We start from the raw sequence: 17,044 nt of genomic DNA, 5'->3' as shown, positions 1-17,044 counted from the left end.
GAATCCCCCTTATAGGTATTTTGCACTGAGCCTTAAAAGTTCTTCCTGATTTGTCTCTTTTGTATTAACAATTCCGGAAAGACGTCCATTTGACATAACACCAATACGGTTTGTAATTCCGAGAATCTCCGGCATCTCAGAAGAAACAACGATGATTGTCTTCCCCTGCTTCGCCATATTGATGATAAGCTCATATATTTCATACTTTGCGCCCACGTCGATTCCTCGTGTAGGTTCGTCCATCATAAACACCTGCGGACTGCGCTCCAGCCACTTTCCGAAAATGACCTTCTGCTGATTTCCGCCGGAAAGGCTGGAAATCATATCGTCGGGGCCCATGCACTTGGTGTGCATGATCTTAATTTCGTTTGACGTGGCCTTTATCATCTTTGCATCGGAAAGCGCTATGCCCGACATATACTGCTGCAGATTGGCAATGGTGGTATTAAAGGTAAGGTCCCCTTTTAAAAACAGGCCATTTGCCTTCCGCTCCTCGGTAATCATGGCAAAACCATGCTCCATGGCTTCCTTTGCGCTGCTGAAATTCATAAGACGGTTATTAAAATAAACACGTCCCGCCGCTCTGGTGCGGACACCAAAGATTGTTTCCAGAAGTTCCGTGCGCCCTGCTCCTACCAGGCCGTACAGCCCGAATATTTCTCCTTCTTTTACGTCAAATGAAACATCCTGCAAGTGAGGCTCAAACTTTGTGGACAGATTCTGGATGGACAGAATCACATCACCGGGGGTATTGTCAACAGGCGGGAACCGGTTATCAAGGGAACGGCCGACCATTGCCGCAATCAGCTCATTCATGTTTGCATCCTTGGTGCTCTTTGTCATAACCAGATTGCCGTCCCGAAGCACTGATATCTCATCGCAGATTTCAAAAATCTCATCCATCTTGTGGGAAATATAAATCAGGGCGATTCCCTGCTCCTTTAACATCCTCATCATCTCGAAGAGCTTATTAACCTCCTGCACGGTCAGGGAGGATGTGGGCTCATCCAGAACAATCACCCTTGAATTGTAGGAGATGGCCTTGGCGATTTCGCACATCTGCCTCTGTGATACGGACATGCGGCTCATGGGCTGAGTGAGGTTAACGGTCATTCCCAATTTTCTAAAGAGCTCGGCTGCTTCCTTTTTCATCCTGCCTTCATCAATTACACCCATGGAATTGACCGGATAACGTCCGAGGAATAAATTGTCAATTACATTCCGTTCCAGACACTGATTCAATTCCTGGTGAACCATTGCAATGCCGTTTTCAAGAGCATCCTTTGGTCCGGAAAAGCTTACTTCCTTGCCGTTCAGGAAGATATTTCCCTCGTCTTTCTGGTAGGTGCCGAAAAGGCACTTCATCATGGTTGACTTACCAGCTCCGTTCTCACCCATAAGCCCCATAACGGTTCCGCGCTTCACATCCAGGTTGATATGGTCCAGAACTCTGTTCCGGCCGAAGGACTTGCTCATACCGCGTATTGATAAGACGATATCATCTTTCTTATCTGCCATTATTTTACTCCTGTATATGTAGATTGATAGGTTTCAGTATTTAATATTAGGGAGAATTTCTTCTCCCTAATAACAGTACATCTTTATTTTAATAAATATTACTGCTCAAGCAGAGATGTGTATGAAGCTGCATTGTCTGTCTTAACCATGTTGATGGCAAATGCGTCATACTGGCTTGGATTTCCAAGACGGTTTGTAATATTGGACTCTGTCTGCCCGTCGCCGCCGATGTAGTCAACCTTAAGGTTGAGAAGCTTATCGTATTTCTGAAGCAAAGGCTGATAGGTTGATCCAAGGAAGTTATCAGCTGAGTTGTAGATATTCAGCCATACATTCTTTGTGGCATGGGCAGCCTCATCCAGCTGATTGGATACAGGTGCATATACCATTGTGGAATCTGTGAAATCTGTATAATTTTCAGCAGTAACAGCAACGTTCAGTGCGTAGTAGGAACGCTCATCTGCCTTGTAAACATATACATCAGAACTCAGGACATTGCCTGCATCGTCTGCTGTGCCGATACCTGTATCAATATCAACTCCGTCCAGTGCGTTACGCAGTACGCGAAGAGTCAGGTAAGCCTGTACGTCTGCATGCTGGCTGATTGTGCCGCCGTAGCCCTCTGCGATAGCAGCTACTGCATCGCTGTTTGCATCATAGCCAAATGTAGGAACCTTATTGTCCTTGGACCATGCGTTGAACATGGACATGCCCATACCGTCGTTATTGGATGCAACAACATCAATCTGATCGCCAAAAGAAGAAGACCATGTGCCTATTGCATTACCTGCTGTGGCAGCATCCCATGTAGCGCCTGCGGAGTTCTTCATCTCCTGGGAAGCAAGCTCGCGGACAACATATGTCTTTCCGCCAACTTCGATGGAGCCGTCCTGTACAACAGTTGCTGTACCGTCAGCGTTTGTACCAACAGGATCGCTGTTGATGTTGCCGTCTTTCTCTACCGCGGTGCCAAGAGCCTTACGGATACCTCTTGTACGTGCGATAGAGTCGTTATGTCCGATGTCTCCGATTGCCAGAACGTAGCCGATGATTCCGTCGCCGTTGCGGTCAATTGAGTCGATGTTCTTCTCGATGTAGTCCTTAACCATGATTCCCTGAAGCTCAGCACCCTGGTTTGCGTCGAAACCTACATAATATGTATCCTTATTGAAATTCAAGGCTGTCATATCAAGCTGTCCTGTCGCACTGCTGGATGGCTGGCGGTTGAACCATACTAAAGGCTTATCCTTGTTTGCCACCTCTGCGCCTGCTTCCGGTGCCGCTGCTGAGTCTGCCGCGGTTGTGTCTGCTGCTGCCTCGGTTGTGGTATCCCCTGCAGTGGCTGTGGTTGGTGCTTCCGTTGGCTTGCTGCCGCCTCCGCAGGCAACCAGTGATAATGCCATGGAACACGCAAGAGCAACACTTAATGCTTTCTTCATTTTTAATTCCTCCCTTATAGTTTTGTTGTCTTTGGTTGTTTTTGCTTAACAACAAGTTTATTATACGACCTGGTTGTGCATTTTTCCATATGATTTTTATAGAATAATTATAAAATTTCTTCGATTTTATCTTTTTTCATCGGTGTTTTTGATATGACTCACTGATTTTTAAGCACTTTTGCCTCAGCCTGGGTCAAAGCCCTCTGAGGACACCAGTAATAATTTCCATCCAGCTGCGGCACCCTGTCCTTTGGGTCCTGGTTCAGGGACAGGCTCCAGACAATGTCAAATATGGCCTGGGCGTAGCGTTCCTTATCTGATTCCACTGTACCGAAAAGATACCCTTCCTCCAGGGCCTTTATGCCCACAGGGGTGCCGTCGATACCCACCACCTTGATGGAATTGGCCCCGATTCCGGCCCGGTTCATGGCGTCGATGGCTCCCAGGGCCATGTCGTCATTGTTGCTGACCACCAGTTCAATCTGGCCCGGATACTCCTTCAGCCACTGCTCCATCAGGGCTGATGCCTGGCTTCTGTCCCAGTTGGCAATTCCTCCCGTAATCTTCTCCAGCGGAACGTCCCCGTCCTTTAGTGTCTGGATGGACCACTCCGTGCGGATCAGGGAATCCTGATGGCTGGTCTCCCCCTCCAGGAGCACATAGCTTACCAGGCCGTTGCCATTGGCATCCAGGATACGTGAATCCTGGCGGTAGGCATCCACCAGGATGTTTCCCTGGAGCATGGCCGATTCCTTGGCGTCCGCTCCCACATAGTACAGCTTTTCCCAGCGGTTCATGTCCTCCTCCACCGGCTCCCGGTTAAAGAACACCACCGGAGTGCCTGCATCCATGGCCTTGTCAATGATGATGGAAGCCGACGAACGGTCCACGCTGTTGATGCACAGGGCATCGCAGCCCAGGGAAATCAGGCGTTCCACCTGGCTGTTCTGGGTATTCTGGCTCCCCTTGGCGTCCATGATATCTAACTTCACCTTGATCCCTGTTTCCTGTTCATATTCCTTTGCCCTGTCCTCCAGGCCGGAGCGCAGGGTACCGATGAAGGTATCGTCCCCCCGGTAGAGCAGAACCCCGATGCGGATGGAGTTCTTATCCCCCTGCCGCCCGTCTTCCCTTCCCCTGTACTGCCACAACCCTATGAGGACAGCCGCCCCCATACAGGCTGCCAATAGATACATCCAATTCCGTTTCACCGCAATGCCCCTTTCCTTATCACGTTTCTTCTTATCGCAGCCGCTCCCGCTTACTCAATGGGATAGAGCATTTTCTCGTATGTCTTATCCCTCAGCTTATCCTCATCCACATAGATGGCCTCCAGCATGGTCTGCTGCTTCTGGCGCGTACCCTGGATGGCTTCCACTGCCTGCTTCACGCTTAAATATCCCTCGTCAAACTGGTTATAAGCAGTCAGCCCCGTGATAACTCCCTGGTCCAGAGCCCTGAGCAGGGATGTGGTGCTTCCGGCGCCGTAGAGTCCTGCCACCCTGCCCTGGTATATGGTGTTTTCCTCCAGTATCCGGGTCGCCTGGTCCAGCGACTGTACATCCAGGGCTATAATGGTAATCCTGCCGCCTCCGATAGAGTCCGTTTCCTGTATGGCCTGACGGTATGTGTCCTGGTCTTTCCTCTCAATGAGCCGGTAATGATACCCCTGCGCATCCAGCACAGTCCTGACACCCTCATAGACCCGGGCGCTGTTCCCATAGTCCAGCCCCCTGCAAAAGAGATAGACCGGCACATCCCTGGGGGCCTTGGAAGCCGCCTCGCCCAGCAGCCTTCCAATCTCTCTGCCGTCCACACCGATAGTATCCAGATCCCCTCTCTCATCCGGAGACTGGCCCAGAAGGATGACGGGGCAGCCGGGGTTCATATCCTCCAGTTCCCTTACCGCCTCCTCAGGCTTCACCGGAGCAAGGAGCACCGCCCTGGTACCGTCCCTGATTTCCCGTTTTACCAGCTCCATCTGCTGCGCCTGGTCATCGGATGCATAAAGGGTGATAAAACTGACATCCCCATGGAACTCCACCGCGGCCTGGTCCATACCCTTTTTGAAATTCACATAGTAGTCGTCGTTGTCCCCCTCTATGATGACGGAAATCGGATATACCTCATTTTTCTTTTCCTTGATAATCAGATCCGTGGAGGACATCAAAAACAGCAGGACCAGGATACCGGCCCATATGCACCAGAGTATTTTTCCTTTATTTAACATAGGATCCCTCTTTCTTTACTTTCTCGTAGGGGATGGCCGGCAGATGGGCCGTGACCGTGGTCCCTTCATCCGGCTCCGACTCGATTTCCAGTCCGTAGCCATTTCCAAAATACAGACGGATACGCTCGTTGACATTCTTCACTCCAATGCCGGATCCCCTGCCTGACGGCACGTGGTCCGTATCCCCGAACAGCCGTTTCACCTGCTCCCGGGTCATCCCCAGGCCGTTGTCCGATACACTCATGAATAAATCCTTATCCTGGCGCCATGCCCGGATGCGGATTTCCCCGTCGCCGTCCATGAATTCCATGCCGTGATAGATGGCATTTTCCACCAGAGGCTGGAGGATAAGCTTGAGACTGGCCAGGTCAAGGACCTCATCCTCTGCTTCCACGGTATAGGTAAACTTATTTTTATAGCGCATGTGCTGAATCATAAGGTAGTTGCGCACATGCTCCAGCTCATCCCTGACAGCTATAATGCTTTTTCCCCTGCTGAGGCTGATTCGGAAAAACCTGGCCAGGGCCGTCACGACCCGCACCGCGTCGGTCAGGTTCTCATTTTCAATCATCCACACAATGATATCCAGGGTGTTATATAGGAAATGGGGGTTAATCTGCGCCTGGAGGGTGTCGAACTCGCTCTTTCGCTTGGATTCATGCTCCGCCACAATATCGTCCATAAGCCGCCCTATCTGCCGGGCCATGTTCTGTATGGAATTGCCCAGATGCTGTATCTCGTAGGAACCTCCGCTCCTGACCTCTGTCTCCAGATTGCCTGCCTCAATTTCATTGACGGATTTCTCCAGCTCCTTGATGGGGTCCGTTATCCTGGAGGAGATATAGGAATTGATGATGGTCATGATAAAAAGGACAAAGGCAATCATGAAAATTACCAGAAGCTTTGTCTTGATATTGTTGAGGGACACGCCGTCAAGAGGCGTCACCCCCACCACCTTCCAGCCTGTGTATCCCACGGTCTTAACCGTGACGGTCCGTTCCTCCCCGTCCACGGTCTGACGGTAATTGCCGTCCCTGAGTCCGGATACCTCCAGGTTGTTCTCCCGGACGATTCCCGAGTCAATAAGCTGGGCCTGGGGGTGGTATATGATTTCCCCGCTGCTGCTGATTAAGTAGACATAGCCTCCGTTCCCCAGATTTACCCCGTCAAAGAGCTGCTCCAGACTGCTGTAGCGTATGTCAATCAGCAGGACTCCCTGGTCCGTGGAAGGTCCCTGGGTGATTTCCACTGCCCTTGACAGGGAAATGACCCACCGGTATTGGTTCTCGCTGCCGTCAAAGATGTACTGGACATGGGGCGTGGAGAAATGCATGTTCTCCGTCTTCTCCAGGGTGGAGGTAAACCAGTTTTCCCCGGTGACATCCATATTTGTCTTAAGTCGGGCCGCAGGCACGGCTTCTAACAGCTTTCCCTCCTTGGACAAAAGGGCAATATTCTCCACATTGTCCTTGTTGTTGTCATAGAGAAGAGTCATCTCGCTTCCGATGGAACCGCTGGCCAGGTCCGCATTCTTGACCACCCCGTAGTACAGGGAATCAGACAGCTTCATCACGGTCCGCAGGTAATCCTCCATGGACCTGGTGATCTGATTAATCAGAATCTGGTTCTCCTCCCGGATGGTGGCGGACATCTGGCCCGACAGCCTGGAATACAGGGAAATGCCTATGAATATACTGGCGGCCAGGGCCGTCAGTGTAAAGTAGATGAATATGATGTACCGTATACTGGCCTTCTGCAGCTTAATCCTCTGCTTCTCAAACAACATGTCCCCTGCTCCTTTACGCTGCCTGCCGCGTTCCCGCAATACGCGGCGCGGCAGGCCTTTTGTATCTATTTTGCCCCTCTGAACTTGGTGGGCGAGACCCCGAAACGCTTTTTGAACACATAGCTGAAATAATTCTGCTCCTGATATCCCACCTTGGCCGCTATAACATAGGTCTTGTCATCGGTCTTGTTGAGAAGCTCCACTGCCTTGTCCAGGCGGACCTGGGTCAGGTAGGCGGTATATGCCTGCCCTGTCTCCTTCTTGAACATGGTGGAGAAATAGGCCGGGCTCATGTGCAGCTGGCGGCATATCTTCTCCACGGATAAATCCGGGTCCTGGTAATTGTCAATAATATATTCCCTGGCCTTCTGGATGACCTGCTTCATGGTATTATCCCGCTCCCGGTTCATGGCCTGGTTCATCCTGAGGGCGGCCGAGAGAAGCCAGTGGGCAAAGTCCTCCTTTTTCATCATCCTGGGTATGACGGCAAAGGTATCCCCCTGCTCCTCCCCCTCCTCCGTCAGCTGTTCCAGGTCCAGGTCATACTGCTGAATCAGCTGGACAATGGAACTGGACACGCTGAGCATATATGCCTGGCACTGCCTGAAATGCACCTTTGCATCGCTCATTTTATCCATGACTGCCTGTACTGCTTCCTCTATCTTCTCCCTGGGGCCGAACTTGATGGCCGCAATGAGTTCCGCTTCGTCCTTGCTGTCAAAACTCAGTTTTCCCCCGCTTACAGGCTCCACGTCATTGATGTAGATGGTGCTTCCCGCTCCCACGATGGCCTTATAGCCAAGGGCGTCCACGGCCGCCTTATAGGAGCCGCTGATCTCCCCCAGGTCCTGGCAGCTGTGGCCGATGCCAATGGTGATGGGCACCTCCAGAATCTTCTTTGTCTCCTTGCAGATATCCCCCAGAACGTCAATCAGTCCTGTCTGGCTGTTATCCTCATCAATGGCAGCAATAAGGGCCAGCTCAGACCAGGAGGTCCTGGAGGAAGTGAATACGGAAGAACGGCAATAGTTCCCCAGCTTCTCCTCCACTATCTGCATGACGGAAATGGGAATCAGGTCCCTCTCCTTGTGGAGAGGCAGCATATTCCCCTCCCGGATCTCCTCCGGCTCTATGTCAATGGCCGCGGCCACCCATTTCTTGGCTCCTGCCAGCGGGATATCATACTCAGCCAGCTTTTCCTTAAGTACATTTCCGGGCACAGTGCTTCCCACCAGCTCGTTTAAAAACTGGTCCCTGAGAATGGGAAGGCTGCGAATATAATTTTCACGCAGCAGGCTCACATTCCTTTTCTGCTCGATCTCATCGTCCAGGTTGGATTTGATGCGCTTTAAGATGGCAGTCAGCTCCTCCACATTCACAGGCTTCAGGATGTACTCCGTCACATTCAGCTTTATGGCCTGCTTGGCATACTCAAAATCATCGTAGCCTGAAAAAATCACGATTTTAACCGAGGGATATTTCTGCCTCACCCGTTCAGCCAGGGAAAGGCCGTCCATAAAGGGCATCCTGATGTCCGTCAGTATCAGGTCCGGCTCCAGGGCCTCCACTTTTTCCAGGGCCTCCTCCCCGTTTTCCGCATCCCCAACCACGCAGAAACCGGCTCCCGTCCAGTCAATCTTCCTGATGATACTCTGCCTGACCTCTTCCTCGTCGTCCACCAGTATGATACGGTATAATTCCATGCGTTTATCCCTTCCTTCTTACAATATATGCCCCGGGATTCCACCCGTCCGTTCCGCCCAGAACCTGTTCCATGGTGTAGTCCTGTATCTGTTCACGGGTAAGCATGGAAACCCAGTCCGGCCTTGATGTACCCCGGTCCCTTTTACCCTGTTCCGATGCCTCCCGGCCCGCCGCCCCCGGTCCATAGCTTCCGTATTCACCGTAAAACAGGGTGGACCGCGCGTCCTTTTTATCCCAGTCATGCCATCCCTCACGGCATATGTGGGGCCCCAGATAGCAGTCAATGAGCACCGTCCTGGCGTAATCCCTCCAGGGCCTGCCCAGGTAGACGCTTTTACGGGTCCAGGAGATTTATCACAAGTATACCTCAAATGCATGAAATTGTCATCCCGGTGCAAAAGTGAATATTCTCCGGAAGGCTCTTCCAGGCGTGCTTATAGTTTCTCATAAGTATAAATAATATATCAATCATATTGTCCTGTACTACTAATATATGTTATGATAAGTCCGTAACCGGCAGACAGAGCCGTAATCAATCGTGAAGGCATAAAACAAACACATAGATAAAAGAGGTATGACATATGGGCGGAATATTTGGTGTTGCATCAAAAAACAGCTGTACCCTGGACTTGTTTTTCGGAGTGGATTATCACTCCCATCTGGGGACAAAGAGAGGCGGAATGGCCGTATACGGCAGCCAGGGCTTTACAAGGTCCATCCACAATATTGAAAACACTCCCTTCCGTACGAAATTTGACGGAGATTTGGACGAGCTGGAGGGAACATTGGGAATCGGATGTATCTCCGACAACGAACCCCAGCCCCTTCTGATTCAGTCCCACCTGGGCAGCTTTGCCATAATCACAGTGGGAAAAATCAACAACGAGGCAGAGCTGGTGGCCTCAGCCTATGAAAACGGCCATATCCATTTCATGGAAATGAGCCACGGGCGCATCAATGCAACGGAGCTGGCGGCTGCCCTCATCAACCAGAAATCCACCTTGGTGGAGGGTCTTCTTTATGCCCAGGAAAAGATAGAGGGCTCCATGTCCATCCTGCTGCTGACTCCGGAAGGAATCTATGCGTCCAGGGATAAATTCGGAAGAACCCCCATTGTCATCGGGCACAAGGACGATGCCTACTGCGCCTCCTTTGAAAGCTTTGCTTACATCAATCTGGGATATACGGACTACAAAGAACTGGGGCCCGGCGAAATCGTATATATGACGCCTGAGAGCGTGGAGACGGTCAGCCCTCCCAGGGAAGAAATGAAGATATGCTCCTTCCTGTGGGTATATTACGGCTATCCCACATCCAGTTACGAGGGCATCAATGTGGAGAGCATGCGCTATGAGTGCGGGAAGCTGCTGGCAAAGAGGGATGACGCGCAGCCCCAGGTGGTTGCGGGCGTGCCTGACTCAGGCATCGCGCACGCCATCGGGTATGCCAATGAATCCGGCATTCCATTTGCCCGTCCCTTCATCAAATACACCCCCACCTGGCCCCGCTCCTTCATGCCCCAGAACCAGGGCCAGAGAAACCTGATCGCCCGCATGAAGCTGATTCCTGTGGACGCGCTGATCCGCGGCAAAAAGCTGCTGCTCATCGACGACTCTATAGTTCGAGGCACCCAGCTGGGTGAGACAACGGAATTCCTGTACCAGAGCGGGGCAAAGGAAGTGCATATACGTCCGGCCTGCCCTCCCCTTATGTTCGGATGCCCCTACCTTAATTTCTCCCGTTCCACCTCAGAGCTGGACCTGATTACCAGGCGCATCATCCGGGACAGGGAGGGCGATAATGTGTCCCGCGATGTGTTAAACACTTACACGGACCCGGACAGCGCCAATTACAAAGAGATGATTGAGGAAATCCGCAAGCGCCTGGGATTCACCACCCTTCGTTACCACAGGCTGGATGACCTGGTGAAGTCCATCGGCATCTCCCCCTGCAAGCTCTGCACCTACTGCTGGAGCGGCCGGAAATAGGCCGGGGCGTGTCTGAAAACTGCTTTCAGCCGCGCACTACACCGGAATCTGGTATAACAGCGCGTTACAGATGGCGGCGGCAACATTGCTGCCGCCTTTTCTTCCCCTTGCCACAATATACGGCGTATCCTCCAGGGTCAGAATCAGTTCCTTTGACTGGACCACATTCACGAATCCCACCGGCACGCCGATGACAAGGGCGGGGGCGGCCAGTCCTTCCTCTATTAGCTCATAAATGCGGACCAGGGCCGTGGGAGCATTGCCCACGGCAAAAATCAGCGGACGCCCCTGCAATCCATAGAGCCTGGCCGCCTTTTCCATGCTGGCCACAGCCCTGGTGGTGCCCTGTTCCTTTGCCTGTAACGCCACATCCTCATCTGCCATGAAACAGAAGGCTTCCCCGCCCAGGGCGGACAGCCTTTTTTTATTGATCCCGGACAGCCCCATATTGGTATCCGTGACAATGACAGCGCCGGCTTTTAATGCCTCCATCCCCTTTTTCACAGCCTGACCGGAAAATAACAGGTTTTGTGCATAGTCAAAATCCGCCGTGGTGTGGATGGCCCGCTTGATAACCATTTCATTTTCAGGCTCCGGATGTATGCCCTGCAAGGACAGTTCCTCCTGTATGATCTCAAAACTGCGCCTCTCAATATCTCCCGGCAGTACCTGTTCCAACTGTATATCCGTCATCCGGCTTCTCCTCTCCTTTTCCTTTTCGGCTGATGCCCATAATTCTGTACACGGCCTCCATGTCCAGATTCTCCCTGAGCGATTCTGCCAGCTTATCATACTGCTGCTGCCTGTAAGTGCTGTAATCCATATCCGCCGCCTGTTCCAGGCAGAGGCCCTTTGCCGCGGCCAGGGCCTCTGCCACTGTCCTGGCAATTCCGGGGCTGTCAAAGATTCCATGGACATAGGTGCCGTAGATATTTCCCCTGTTCCACCCATCCATCCTGGCCTTCCTGGATAAAAGCCTGTCCTTTCCTGTTTCCATCACATAGTCCATGGGGCGGCATATTTCCGGTTCCCTGCGCCAGGAAACGATTTTGGCCGTGTCAGCGGCCCCCTCTTCCCGGTCAATAAACGTGCGGCCCATGTGAATCTCATATCCCCCAATGGATTTTCCTGACAGGCCGCCCAGGCAGCCGTCCAGCTCACCGAAGGCGCCTTCCACCTGGGTCCTTATCTTTTCTTCCTCAAACTCCGTCTTAAGGGGGAGCAGGCCCATTCCGGCTGTCCGGGAAGGAAGGCCTGACTCCACCCCTTTTGCATCCTCCAGCACCTCCCCCATCATCTGGTAACCTCCGCAGATTCCCCACACAGGCACCTGGCGGTCCGCCAGCTTAAGGATTGCCGCCTCCAGCCCGTTCTGGCGCATCCACAGCAGGTCATGGATGGTATTCTTTGTACCGGGAAGGATGACCATGTCAGGGTTTCCAAGGTCACAAGCCTTTGTCACATAGCGCAGTGACACCCCGGGGATTCCTGAAAACACATTAAAATCCGTAAAATTGGATATGCGCGGAAAACGAATCACCGCCAAATCCACCCCGGCAGGAGCTTTGCTGTTTCCTGTGTTCAGCCGGCTGCTCAGACTGTCCTCATCCTCGATATCCACATCCATGTAAGGTATCACCCCCACCACCGGTATATGGCACAGATCCTCCAGCATGGAAATTCCGGGCTCCAGTATGGATCTGTCGCCCCTGAATTTGTTGATGATTAATCCCTTTATACGCTTCCTCTCCTCCTCTGTCAGCAGGGCCACCGTGCCGTAGAGCTGGGCAAAGACGCCGCCCCTGTCAATGTCCCCCACCAGAAGCACCGGGGCGTCCGCCATCTCCGCCATGCCCATGTTCGCGATATCATCGGATTTCAGGTTAATCTCAGCCGGACTTCCGGCGCCCTCTATGACGATGACATCGTACTGTTCCTCCAGCCGCCGGTAGGAGGCCATGATATCCGGCACCAGGGATTTCTTACAGGCAAAATAATCCCTGGCCTTCATATTGCCCCTGGAAATCCCATGGACGATAACCTGGCTGCCCACATCCGTGGTAGGTTTTAATAGAATGGGATTCATGTCCGCATCGGGGACAATTCCCGCTGCCTCCGCCTGCACGGCCTGGGCCCGTCCCATCTCCAGCCCTTTAGGGGTTATGTAGGAATTAAGGGCCATGTTCTGGGATTTAAAGGGCGCTGTCCTGTAGCCGTCCTGGTAAAAGATGCGGCACAGCCCGGCTGCCAGGATGCTCTTTCCCGCGTTGGACATGGTTCCCTGAATCATGATTGACTTTGTATGTTCGGACATGGTTTCCTCCTCTCAAGCACCCGGGCCATTTCCCGGATGAGCTGTTCATTGTCCTGTCTCAGCTTAACACAGATACGGTAGAAGGATGAGTCCAGCCCCGGATAATTGGCGCAGCTGCGAATCAGGATGCGGCGGCGCAGCAGTTCCCGGTAAAGCCGGCCTTTTTCCAAAATCCCGTCCTCTTCCCGGTCCCGAAAGAACAGATAATTGGCCCGGGAGGGATATACCTGAAAGCCCAGGTTTTGGAGGGCGCCTGAAAGCCTCTCCCGTTCCCCCTTAATCACTGCTCTGGTGTGCTCCACAAAATCCGTCTCTCCAAGGGCCGCCAGGCCGGCGCACTGGGCCGGGCCCGACACGGACCAGGGCTGGCGGACCTCCTGAAGCCGCTCCAGAAGGGCGCTGTCACTGCACAGGCCGTAACCCAGCCGTAACCCGGCCATGGCATACAGCTTTGTAAATGCCTTAAGCACAAACAGATGCTTAAACCGGGCCAGGACGGGTATGACGGAATATGCTTTTGAATCATCCAGGAAATCGCAGAAACATTCGTCCACTGCCAGATAAACCCCCAGACGCTCACAGGTACCTGCCAGCTGCTCCACTTCTTCCTTTTTTACGGGTAATCCTGTGGGATTGTTGGGATTGCACAGGAACACCACATCGTAGGGCTCGCCCCTCTCTGCCGCCTCCTGTACACGGCTGCACATCCCCGCAGCGTCCAGGGCAAATCCCGCATCCTCCCTGAGATAATAATAGTCGGTCCTGCATCCCACCGACCTCAATGCCTGCTCATACTCGGAAAAGGCGGGGGCTGTCACCAGCCCGCGTACAGGACGCAGGGCGGACGCCAGGCCGAATATCAAGTCAGCTGCCCCGTTTCCGCAGATAATCCATTTATCCTCCACCCCATGATGCCTGCCCAGGGCCTGTCTCAGCTTTTTGCACCGGCTGTCCGGGTACAGGCTGCAGACTTCCCTGTCCAGACAGTCCCTCAGAGCCTGCCTGACCGCCTCCGGCATGCCAAGGGGATTGATATTGGCAGAATAATCCATCTGTATGTCCTGGCTGTATATGTCCCCGCCGTGTTGATATTCCATAATAACCTCCATATGCCCTTTTTACAGCTATAATACAAAAACTTACCGGCTGATATTACAAAAGCAGAATCAGCACAGCCAGCCCAAGAACCATCATCCCCTCCGCAAAAAACATGAGATGGTTTGCACGCCTTATGTCCGCCGGTTCTATTACCCTGTCGTCATCCCCGATATATGGCTTTTTATGAAGGGTTCCGAAATACCAGGCATCCCCGGCCAGGCGCAGATGAAGGGCGCCTGCACAGGCAGCCTCGCCGTGGGCGGAATTAGGGCTGGCGTGGCGTTTCCTGTCCCGAAGTAACACCTTACAGGCATGAGCCCCGTCCATGCCCGGCAGGACCCATGCACCGAGGACCATCAGGATACCGGTCAGCCTGGCCGGCGCCAGGTTAAGCAGGTCGTCCAGCCTGGCTGCACAGCGGCCGAAGTACAGGTATCTGTCATTTTTGTATCCCACCATGGAATCCATGGTGTTGACGGCCTTGTACAGCGTGCCTCCTGCCGGCCCCAGAAGAGCCATGAACAAAAAGGGGGCAATGACACCGTCAGAGGCATTTTCAGCCACTGTCTCCACTGCTGCCCTGGCAATTCCGCCCTCATCCAGCACCGAGGTATCCCTTCCCACAATCATGGACACATTGTATCTGGCCGCCTCTGTGCGCCCTGCCTCCAGGCTGCGGCACACCTTCATGCTTTCTGTATACAGTCCCCTGGCTGCCAGCATGAGACTGCACAGGAATCCCTCTGCCAGCAGAAGCACTGCCCAGGCCCCGGTCAGCCACAGATGCTCCGCCGCGTGAACGATTGCCCATGGAACGCACCACCATATCATGCACATGGAGGCGGTGAGGATGAGCCCTGCCCGGGACTGCCCTTTCTTTCCCGTCCCCTCTGTCCATCCTCTAAGCCGCGATTCCATTCCGGCAATCATGGTTCCCATGAGGCGCACCGGATGGGGTAACCATAAGGGATCCCCTATCATCCAGTCAATCACACATCCCGCCAGCAGGGCCGTACCATGAAATTTCCATATATCCAGCCACGTAATGTCCATGTCTACCTACCTCGTCATTTAATCCGCATCCCTATCCCGCAGCACACCCGCCACACTTCCTCTGCCTCCCCGGCAATCCGGCAGCAGAGCCGCCCCGTCTCCTCCCGGTACAGGCGTTCAAACGCATCTGCGGGCACGATGCCGCAGCCTGTCTCGTCTGTCACCAGGACGCGGTCCTTTGGTCCGGCAAGCAGCTCCTCCAGAAGCTGTTCCGTGACCGGTCCCTTGCGTTCATGGCCACAAGGGACTGCGCTGCCCTCCATCACCCGCCTGACAAAGAACTGGAAATCACGGCAGAACCTGCCGTCCATAAATTCCTCCCAGGAGGCCTCTGCGCCCTCTGTCCAAACAAATACATCCGTATCCTGTCCCCCCAGGTACTGCCTGACGAACTCCCTCTTACCCTGGGAACTTCCTCCTGTTACCAAAATCATTCCTACATTCCTCCCATCAAGCCTGCCTTTAAAAGGACTGTGGCTGCCGCCAGACCGGCCAGTTCGCATACCTGCAAAAAGCATCCGGCCAAATCTCCCGTCACTCCGCCAAACTGTTTCACAGACATCCTGTAATACCATATAAACACGGCCAGGTGGGTCATAAGCAGTACTCCTGCCAGTATACCTGCCCCGTGACAGCCCATCTTAACGGCTGCCGCGCCTGTTCCCAGGCAAATAAGCATCCACAGAAGCAGCACCAGGGAATCCGTCTTTTTTTTTGCTGCTCCGCCAAATCCGGCTGCCAGGCCCTGCTTTTTGGCCCGGGGAAATGTGACCACGGAAAGGCCGCTGAAGGCCCGCTCCATCACAAACACAAGGCAGGGAACCGCGTAAAGAAAATATCTGTCCCCCATGTCCACCCTCAGGACAAGAGACAGGTACTCGAGAAAAACACCCAGATAGAGCATCATGTAAACGCCAAAGGAAATGACCGCAAAGGCTCCCAGGTGCGGGTCTTTCAGAATCTCCAGCTTTCTGCTTCTGTCACCATAGGAATGAATGGCATCCATGGTATCCAGAAAACCGTCCATATGAATCCCTCCGGTTACCAGCAGGGGAACGGCTGCCCCAATGAGAGCCGCAGCGGCCACGGACAGCTTCAGCACATCCAGTGAAAGATAAAGCCAAAGGCCCAGAACCGCTCCCTGCGCGATCCCTACCAGAGGAAAAAAGCACATAACGTAGCGCATACGATCCTCGGTCCACTCCACGTTGGGCATGGGTATCTTGGAATACGTGGAAACCGCTATGATACAGGAATAAAGTCCGTTCATTCTCCCTGACACTCCCTTCTTATCAAGTCAACCCCAACCGCTGCCTGTCCGGAGGAGGAAGGCTTCCAGAACACGGGAATGCCATAAACCACCTCCACCACCCGGTCTGCGGCAGCGGCCAGCTTCTGATTCAAGCAGCCCATGAGACGGATATACTCCATTGTCTCAGGTCCGTAACAGATTCCATCCCGGTCCACTTCATTGGTGACAATCACCATATCCCGAACCTGTCCGGCCAGGGAAATGATGTCCCCCGCAATCTTATGGGACAGGTATTGGATCGGACTGCCCTGCTGCTCTCCTGCTTCCGTTTTCTCTGTCCCCTCCTCCTTAAACATCTCATTGGCCGCCAGGTTGGATACGCACTCCAGCAAAAGGGTCCGGTCTGTCCGGGATGAAGCGCCTGAACCGGCCTCATACTCTTCAAACATCACCCTTCCCACATCCCAGGGTTTTTCTATGGTGATGAACCCCTTTCCCTTTCGGAGCATACGGTGACGCTCCACCTTATCCCTTCCCTCTTTTCCATATGCAATCATGGTAGCCACATAAAAACGGCGGGAACAGGATGAATCCAGAATAAGCCCTTCTGCATATTCTGATTTTCCGCTGCCGCTTCCGCCTGTCACCAGAGTAATCATCCT

The 17,044-nt window shown here is 53.2% G+C and carries 14 protein-coding genes and 1 pseudogene; 1 reads left to right on the top strand and 14 read right to left on the bottom strand.

The window, feature by feature from the left end:
- Positions 1-9 precede the first annotated feature (9 nt).
- From G614_RS0113085 to G614_RS0113055, 7 genes and pseudogenes are all read right to left on the bottom strand, one after another.
- Entirely contained in the window at positions 10-1,518 is a 1,509-nt protein-coding gene (locus G614_RS0113085; RefSeq protein WP_027642309.1) for a sugar ABC transporter ATP-binding protein, read from the bottom strand.
- A gap of 98 nt (positions 1,519-1,616) precedes the next feature.
- On the bottom strand, positions 1,617-2,957 hold the full coding sequence (locus G614_RS0113080) for a substrate-binding domain-containing protein (RefSeq protein WP_027642308.1): 1,341 nt from the start codon (positions 2,955-2,957) through the stop codon (positions 1,617-1,619).
- Positions 2,958-3,115: 158 nt separating this feature from the next.
- Positions 3,116-4,168: a galactose ABC transporter substrate-binding protein gene (locus G614_RS0113075; RefSeq protein ID WP_304053075.1), complete on the bottom strand. Its 1,053-nt coding sequence runs from the start codon at positions 4,166-4,168 to the stop codon at positions 3,116-3,118.
- 50 nt (positions 4,169-4,218) lie between these two features.
- A complete protein-coding gene (locus G614_RS0113070) occupies positions 4,219-5,187 on the bottom strand; it encodes a substrate-binding domain-containing protein (protein ID WP_027642306.1) in 969 nt (322 codons plus the stop codon).
- Complete coding sequence (locus G614_RS0113065; protein WP_027642305.1) at positions 5,177-6,973, bottom strand: sensor histidine kinase; 1,797 nt, start codon at positions 6,971-6,973, stop codon at positions 5,177-5,179. Before G614_RS0113065 ends, G614_RS0113070 begins: the two co-directional genes overlap by 11 nt.
- A 65-nt stretch (positions 6,974-7,038) precedes the next feature.
- A complete protein-coding gene (locus G614_RS0113060) occupies positions 7,039-8,676 on the bottom strand; it encodes a response regulator (protein ID WP_027642304.1) in 1,638 nt (545 codons plus the stop codon).
- Positions 8,677-8,680: 4 nt separating this feature from the next.
- Positions 8,681-9,019: pseudogene (locus tag G614_RS0113055) on the bottom strand (pectinesterase family protein); the annotation flags it as partial.
- 239 nt (positions 9,020-9,258) lie between these two features.
- On the opposite strand from G614_RS0113055, the gene G614_RS0113050 reads away from it, so the two are divergent.
- Complete coding sequence (locus tag G614_RS0113050) at positions 9,259-10,665, top strand: amidophosphoribosyltransferase (RefSeq protein WP_027642302.1); 1,407 nt, start codon at positions 9,259-9,261, stop codon at positions 10,663-10,665.
- Positions 10,666-10,701: 36 nt separating this feature from the next.
- Here G614_RS0113050 and G614_RS0113045 read toward each other — a convergent pair whose 3' ends face one another.
- The 7 genes from G614_RS0113045 to G614_RS0113015 are packed head-to-tail and all read right to left on the bottom strand — an operon-like array spanning position 10,702 to position 17,041.
- The gene (locus tag G614_RS0113045; RefSeq protein WP_027642301.1) at positions 10,702-11,358 is read right to left on the bottom strand and encodes a precorrin-8X methylmutase; all 657 of its coding nucleotides are present in this window, start codon (positions 11,356-11,358) and stop codon (positions 10,702-10,704) included.
- Entirely contained in the window at positions 11,315-12,979 is a 1,665-nt protein-coding gene (locus G614_RS0113040) for a cobyric acid synthase (RefSeq protein ID WP_027642300.1), read from the bottom strand. The genes G614_RS0113045 and G614_RS0113040 overlap by 44 nt, the downstream gene beginning before the upstream one ends.
- The gene (locus G614_RS0113035) at positions 12,952-14,076 is read right to left on the bottom strand and encodes a pyridoxal phosphate-dependent aminotransferase (RefSeq protein WP_027642299.1); all 1,125 of its coding nucleotides are present in this window, start codon (positions 14,074-14,076) and stop codon (positions 12,952-12,954) included. The genes G614_RS0113040 and G614_RS0113035 overlap by 28 nt, the downstream gene beginning before the upstream one ends.
- Positions 14,077-14,131: 55 nt before the next feature.
- Positions 14,132-15,130, bottom strand: a complete 999-nt coding sequence (cbiB, locus tag G614_RS0113030) for an adenosylcobinamide-phosphate synthase CbiB (RefSeq protein ID WP_027642298.1) — start codon at positions 15,128-15,130, stop codon at positions 14,132-14,134.
- 14 nt (positions 15,131-15,144) lie between these two features.
- Positions 15,145-15,564, bottom strand: coding sequence for a bifunctional adenosylcobinamide kinase/adenosylcobinamide-phosphate guanylyltransferase (locus G614_RS0113025; protein ID WP_027642297.1), 420 nt, complete (start codon positions 15,562-15,564; stop codon positions 15,145-15,147).
- 2 nt (positions 15,565-15,566) lie between these two features.
- Entirely contained in the window at positions 15,567-16,400 is an 834-nt protein-coding gene (locus tag G614_RS0113020) for an adenosylcobinamide-GDP ribazoletransferase (RefSeq protein WP_027642296.1), read from the bottom strand.
- On the bottom strand, positions 16,397-17,041 hold the full coding sequence (locus G614_RS0113015; protein WP_027642295.1) for a bifunctional adenosylcobinamide kinase/adenosylcobinamide-phosphate guanylyltransferase: 645 nt from the start codon (positions 17,039-17,041) through the stop codon (positions 16,397-16,399). The genes G614_RS0113020 and G614_RS0113015 overlap by 4 nt, the downstream gene beginning before the upstream one ends.
- Positions 17,042-17,044 lie beyond the last annotated feature (3 nt).

The sequence above is a fragment of the [Clostridium] clostridioforme AGR2157 genome (assembly GCF_000424325.1).
In the GTDB taxonomy this organism is placed as follows: domain Bacteria; phylum Bacillota; class Clostridia; order Lachnospirales; family Lachnospiraceae; genus Enterocloster; species Enterocloster clostridioformis_A.
Note: the sequence above shows the minus strand (reverse complement) of the source record. Positions and strands in the feature narration are given on the sequence as shown.

Coding starts and splice junctions, on each gene's coding strand:
- G614_RS0113085 (WP_027642309.1), bottom strand. CDS start 1,518: ATGGCAGATAAGAAAGATGATATCGTCTTATCAATACGCGGTATGAGC.
- G614_RS0113080 (WP_027642308.1), bottom strand. CDS start 2,957: ATGAAGAAAGCATTAAGTGTTGCTCTTGCGTGTTCCATGGCATTATCA.
- G614_RS0113070 (WP_027642306.1), bottom strand. CDS start 5,187: ATGTTAAATAAAGGAAAAATACTCTGGTGCATATGGGCCGGTATCCTG.
- G614_RS0113065 (WP_027642305.1), bottom strand. CDS start 6,973: ATGTTGTTTGAGAAGCAGAGGATTAAGCTGCAGAAGGCCAGTATACGG.
- G614_RS0113060 (WP_027642304.1), bottom strand. CDS start 8,676: ATGGAATTATACCGTATCATACTGGTGGACGACGAGGAAGAGGTCAGG.
- G614_RS0113050 (WP_027642302.1), top strand. CDS start 9,259: ATGGGCGGAATATTTGGTGTTGCATCAAAAAACAGCTGTACCCTGGAC.
- G614_RS0113045 (WP_027642301.1), bottom strand. CDS start 11,358: ATGACGGATATACAGTTGGAACAGGTACTGCCGGGAGATATTGAGAGG.
- G614_RS0113040 (WP_027642300.1), bottom strand. CDS start 12,979: ATGTCCGAACATACAAAGTCAATCATGATTCAGGGAACCATGTCCAAC.
- G614_RS0113035 (WP_027642299.1), bottom strand. CDS start 14,076: ATGGAATATCAACACGGCGGGGACATATACAGCCAGGACATACAGATG.
- cbiB (WP_027642298.1), bottom strand. CDS start 15,130: ATGGACATTACGTGGCTGGATATATGGAAATTTCATGGTACGGCCCTG.
- G614_RS0113025 (WP_027642297.1), bottom strand. CDS start 15,564: ATGATTTTGGTAACAGGAGGAAGTTCCCAGGGTAAGAGGGAGTTCGTC.
- G614_RS0113020 (WP_027642296.1), bottom strand. CDS start 16,400: ATGAACGGACTTTATTCCTGTATCATAGCGGTTTCCACGTATTCCAAG.
- G614_RS0113015 (WP_027642295.1), bottom strand. CDS start 17,041: ATGATTACTCTGGTGACAGGCGGAAGCGGCAGCGGAAAATCAGAATAT.